At 67.9% G+C, this 4,141-nt stretch carries 5 protein-coding genes and 2 tRNA genes; 3 read left to right on the top strand and 4 right to left on the bottom strand.

From position 1 onward, the window contains the following. The coding region (locus WU80_RS24225; protein ID WP_156371866.1) for a serine hydrolase at positions 1-568 on the bottom strand (568 nt) is incomplete at its 3' end. A gap of 25 nt (positions 569-593) precedes the next feature. Beyond that, positions 594-1,418: a crotonase/enoyl-CoA hydratase family protein gene (locus WU80_RS24220; protein WP_055405525.1), complete on the bottom strand. Its 825-nt coding sequence runs from the start codon at positions 1,416-1,418 to the stop codon at positions 594-596. Between the two features lie 23 nt (positions 1,419-1,441). On the opposite strand from WU80_RS24220, the gene WU80_RS24215 reads away from it, so the two are divergent. Continuing rightward, positions 1,442-2,026, top strand: a complete 585-nt coding sequence (locus WU80_RS24215) for a TIGR03086 family metal-binding protein (protein ID WP_197281344.1) — start codon at positions 1,442-1,444, stop codon at positions 2,024-2,026. Between the two features lie 169 nt (positions 2,027-2,195). Here the strand turns inward: WU80_RS24215 and WU80_RS24210 are convergent, their stop codons facing one another. Both WU80_RS24210 and hisC read right to left on the bottom strand, forming a co-directional pair. Next, positions 2,196-2,657, bottom strand: a complete 462-nt coding sequence (locus WU80_RS24210) for a DUF4334 domain-containing protein (RefSeq protein ID WP_055405527.1) — start codon at positions 2,655-2,657, stop codon at positions 2,196-2,198. 11 nt (positions 2,658-2,668) lie between these two features. Further along, positions 2,669-3,736, bottom strand: coding sequence for a histidinol-phosphate transaminase (gene hisC / locus WU80_RS24205; protein WP_055405528.1), 1,068 nt, complete (start codon positions 3,734-3,736; stop codon positions 2,669-2,671). A gap of 86 nt (positions 3,737-3,822) precedes the next feature. Here hisC and WU80_RS24200 point away from each other — a divergent pair. Then, positions 3,823-3,911 (top strand) — tRNA-Ser (locus WU80_RS24200). Positions 3,912-3,956: 45 nt separating this feature from the next. After that, positions 3,957-4,029 (top strand) — tRNA-Arg (locus WU80_RS24195). Positions 4,030-4,141: the final 112 nt, after the last annotated feature.

The raw sequence follows: 4,141 nt of genomic DNA, 5'->3' as shown, positions 1-4,141 counted from the left end.
AGATGTGTATAAGAGACAGCACCAACCCCGGCCGGTACAGGGGGCGCAGCTCGCTCAGCTTCTGCTGCGCGTACTCATGGTCGTCCGCGCGTCGGACGTCCGGCTTGGGTCCGGTGGGGAAGGGCAGCCCGGCGCTGTGCGTCATGACGTGCCGGATGGTGATTCGGTCCTTGCCGTGGCTGGTGAACGTGGGGATGTAGTCGCAGACGCGGTCGTCGAGCGAGAACACCCCGCGCTCGACGAGCATGTGCACCACGGTCGCCGCCATCCCCTTGGCCGCGGAGTACACGCAGAACGGCGTGTCCGGTGTGACGCGGATCTTCTCGGCTTCGGGCGGGTCGGTCGGGGCGTTGCCCCAGCCGTGGCCGATCGCCCGGTTGAGCACGACGCGCCCGTTGCGGCGGAGGCACAGCTGGATGGCGGGGTGAAAGCCGGCCGCGTACCAGTGCCGCGCGGCCGCCCAGATCCGGTCGACGGCGGCGCCGTCGATCTCGGAGTGGTCTTCGTCGCCGATCGTCGTCACGGCGTCCAAGTCGGCCGGGACGCGGATTCTCCCGTCTGATGTCACCTCAGCGAGGGTACGTGTCGGCGGCTCACTCGCCGGTGAACTGCGGCGGGCGCTTCTCGAATGTCGCCGCGATGCCCTCGGTCAGGTCCTTGGACGGTAGGAAGGCCGCGTTCCAGGCGGCGACGTAGCGCAGGCTCTCCGACACGGCCGCGGCACGCTGCTGGTCGAGGACGTCCTTGACGCCGTGGACGGTCAGCGGCGGGTTGGCGGCGATCTCGGCGGCGGTGGCGTGCGCGGCGGCCAGCGTGGCGTCAGCGTCGGCGTACACGTCGTTGACCAGGCCGATCTTCTCCGCGCGGGCCGCGTCGATGTCCTTGCCGGTCAGCGCCAGCTCGCGCAGGTGGCCGTCGCCCAGGATCATCGGCAGGCGGGCCAGGCTGCCCACGTCGGCGACGATGGCGAGCTTGACCTCGCGCACCGAGAATTTGGCGTCGGCGCTGGCGTAGCGGATGTCGACCGCCGAGATGAGGTCGACGCCGCCGCCGATGCACCAGCCATGCACCGACGCGATGGTCGGGGTGCGGCAGTCCGCGACCGCGGTGATCGCGCCCTGCATCCGTTTGACCTCGCGGTGGAACACCGCGCGGGGGCCGGCCAGCGCGTCCCCGGACAGCAGCGGGGTGAACGACCCACCCATCGTGGGCACGTCCAGGCCGTAGCTGAAGTTCTTGCCCGAACCGGTCAGCACGATCGCCCGCACCTCGGGGTCGGCGTCCAGCGCCGCGAACAGCTCCGGCATCTCCGACCAGAACGCCGGGCCCATCGCGTTGCCCTTGCCCGGCCCGATCAGCGTCACCTGGGCGACGTGATCTTTCGTTTCCACCGTGACGGATTCGTATGCTTGCGCCATATCGAGACCGTAGCGTGGCAAATATGGCTCCTGATTTGCGGCCCGGCCCGCATTCCCCGCCCACCGACGAACTGCACAGCGCCGAGGACACCCTCGGGGTGCTGCAGCGGGTGCTGCACACCATCGCCGCCGACGACCTATCCCGCCAGACGCCGTGCGCGGAGTTCGACGTGGCGCAGTTGACCGATCACCTGTTGAAGTCGATCACCGCGCTGGGCGGCATGGTCGGCGCGGAGATCCCCGAAGCCGACGACGGTGATTCGGTGGAACGGCGGGTGGTCGCGGCGGCCCGGCCCGCGCTGGACGCCTGGCATCGGCACGGCCTGGACGGGTCGGTGCCGTTCGGCAAAGGGGAGATGCCCGCCAAGGGCGCGTGCGGCGTCCTGTCGATCGAATTCCTGGTCCACGCTTGGGATTACGCCACCGCGGTGGGACACGAGGTGAACGCGCCCGAGCCGCTGTCCGAGTACGTGCTGGGGCTGGCCCGCAACATCATCCGGCCCGAGTTCCGCGGTGGCGCCGGCTTCGACGACCCGGTCGACGTGCCCGAGGACGCCGGCGCGCTCGAGCGGTTGGTCGCCTTCACCGGCCGCGACCCGGCGCGGTAATTCGGGCCGGGTATCACGCCCATCACGCCCATATCGCGCGCCCATCGCGCCCATCGCGTGTCCATCGCGTGTGCGATGAGGGCTTTGGGAGTGCGCTCAGGGCGCATTTCGGCCCGGATCCCCGCCCTGGCTACACACTCAAAGCCGTAGACGCACGCTGGTCGGGCTACTACACCCGCTCCAGGTAGAAGTAGTAATACCGGCCGTTATCCCGGACGCCCTTGCCGTTCATGATGCCCATCACGGCGTCGTCGTCGATCTTCTTGAAGTGGTCGTGCACGGGCTGGCCGTCATAGACCATCGTCGCGGTGACCTCGCCACGGAACTCTTCCAGCCACAGGCTGGCCTCGCCCTTGCCCATCTCGACGTTGGAGAACTTGTTGCCGTCGGCGTCGAGGCAGACCAGCGGCTGCACGTCGCGGGCCGATTCGAAGGTCTTGCCGAACCAGCCGGCCTTCTCCAGCTGACCGTTCATCCGGTGGCCCGTGCGGAACTCGCCGCCCTTCCACTCGCCGAGCATGCCCTCGATGGTCGCGGGCTCGAGCCCCGCCCAGAAGTCGTCGAGCTCGGCGTCGGGAATGTCGCCGTCACGCTCCTTGAACTCGGTGAACAGTTTGCGCGCCAAGTTCAACGGACGACTCCTTACGGTTCGGTGCGGGAAATCCAGTCGCAGGCGAATTGCAGCAGGGCGTCATTCTCCTCCACCGCACCGATGGTGACGCGCACCCCCTCGCCGGCGAACGGCCGCACCACCAGCCGCGCGTTGGCGGCCTGCTCGGTGAAGTCCTCGGTCCGGGCGCCCAGCGGCAGCCAGACGAAGTTGGCCTGCGACGGCGGCAGGGTGAACCCGGCGCCGCGCAGCTCGGCGGTGACCCGGGTCCGCTCGGCGACCAGCGCGTCGGTGCGGGCCATCAGTTCGCCGGACGCCTCCAGCGAGGCGATCGCGGCCGCCTGCGCGACGTTCGTCACCGCGAACGGCATGACGACCTTGTCCAGCGCGGTGATCAGGTCGGGGTGGCTGACCGCATACCCGACGCGCAGGCCCGCCAGTCCGTAGGCCTTCGAAAAGGTCCGCAGCACAACGACATTGCTGCGGTTGAGGGCCAGATCGAGGCTGTTGGGCAGCATCCCGTCGCGGATGTATTCGACGTAGGCCTCGTCGATGGCGATCAGGATGTGCGGCGGCACGGCCTCGACGAAACGCCTCAGGGCTTCGGGATCGACCACCGTCGACGTCGGATTGTTCGGGTTGCAGACGAAGATCAGCCGGGTGCGGTCGGTGATCGCGGCGAGCATGGCGTCGAGGTCGTGGGTGTGGTCGGTCAACGGCACTTTGACCGCGGTGGCGCCGGACACCTGGACGATGGGCAGGTAGCACTCGAAGCTGCGCCAGCCCATCATCACCTCGTCGCCGGCGGATGCGGTGATTTGCACCAGCTGCTGGCACAGGGTGACGGAACCGCTACCGACTGCGATGTGTTCGGGGGCGACGTCGGGGCCCAGGTGCATGGCCAGCGCCGCCTTGAGGTCGACGCTGGCGTTGTCCGGGTAGCGGTTGACGACGGCAACGGCACGCTCGATCGCCGCATGCACGCTGGGCAGCGGGCCGTGCACGGTCTCGTTGCTGGCCAGTTTGATGGAGCCCGGCACGTTCTTGCCGGGCACATACACTGGCAATCCGGCCAGTTCGGGACGCAGGCGGGCGGTCACTTCGACAGTTTATGTCGCGAATGTGTACAGTATGGCCGGTTCCGCGAGACCGGACCGGGGTCGGGTACCCTCGAAAAGTCCAAAAGGGAGGCGTGCCAGAGCGGCCGAATGGGGCTCACTGCTAATGAGTTGTCCCCCTCAAAGGGGACCGGAGGTTCAAATCCTCTCGCCTCCGCTGACTCCTGTTGGAGGAGCGCAACGTAAGACAACTGAACGACCGGCGCCCGTAGCTCAACGGATAGAGCATCTGACTACGGATCAGAAGGTTAGGGGTTCGAATCCCTTCGGGCGCGCTCTAATCGCCGTGGCCGCTTCACATCCCGGTTGATCCCCCTCCGAAAACCGTTGTGTACCAACCTTGCCGGCGACGGCCGAGGATCCCTACCTGTCTCTTATACACATCTC

Source organism: Mycobacterium sp. UM_11 (genome assembly GCF_001414075.1).
Taxonomy (GTDB): Bacteria; Actinomycetota; Actinomycetes; order Mycobacteriales; family Mycobacteriaceae; genus Mycobacterium.
Note: the sequence above shows the minus strand (reverse complement) of the source record. Positions and strands in the feature narration are given on the sequence as shown.

Coding starts and splice junctions, on each gene's coding strand:
- WU80_RS24220 (WP_055405525.1), bottom strand. CDS start 1,418: ATGGCGCAAGCATACGAATCCGTCACGGTGGAAACGAAAGATCACGTC.
- WU80_RS24215 (WP_197281344.1), top strand. CDS start 1,442: ATGGCTCCTGATTTGCGGCCCGGCCCGCATTCCCCGCCCACCGACGAA.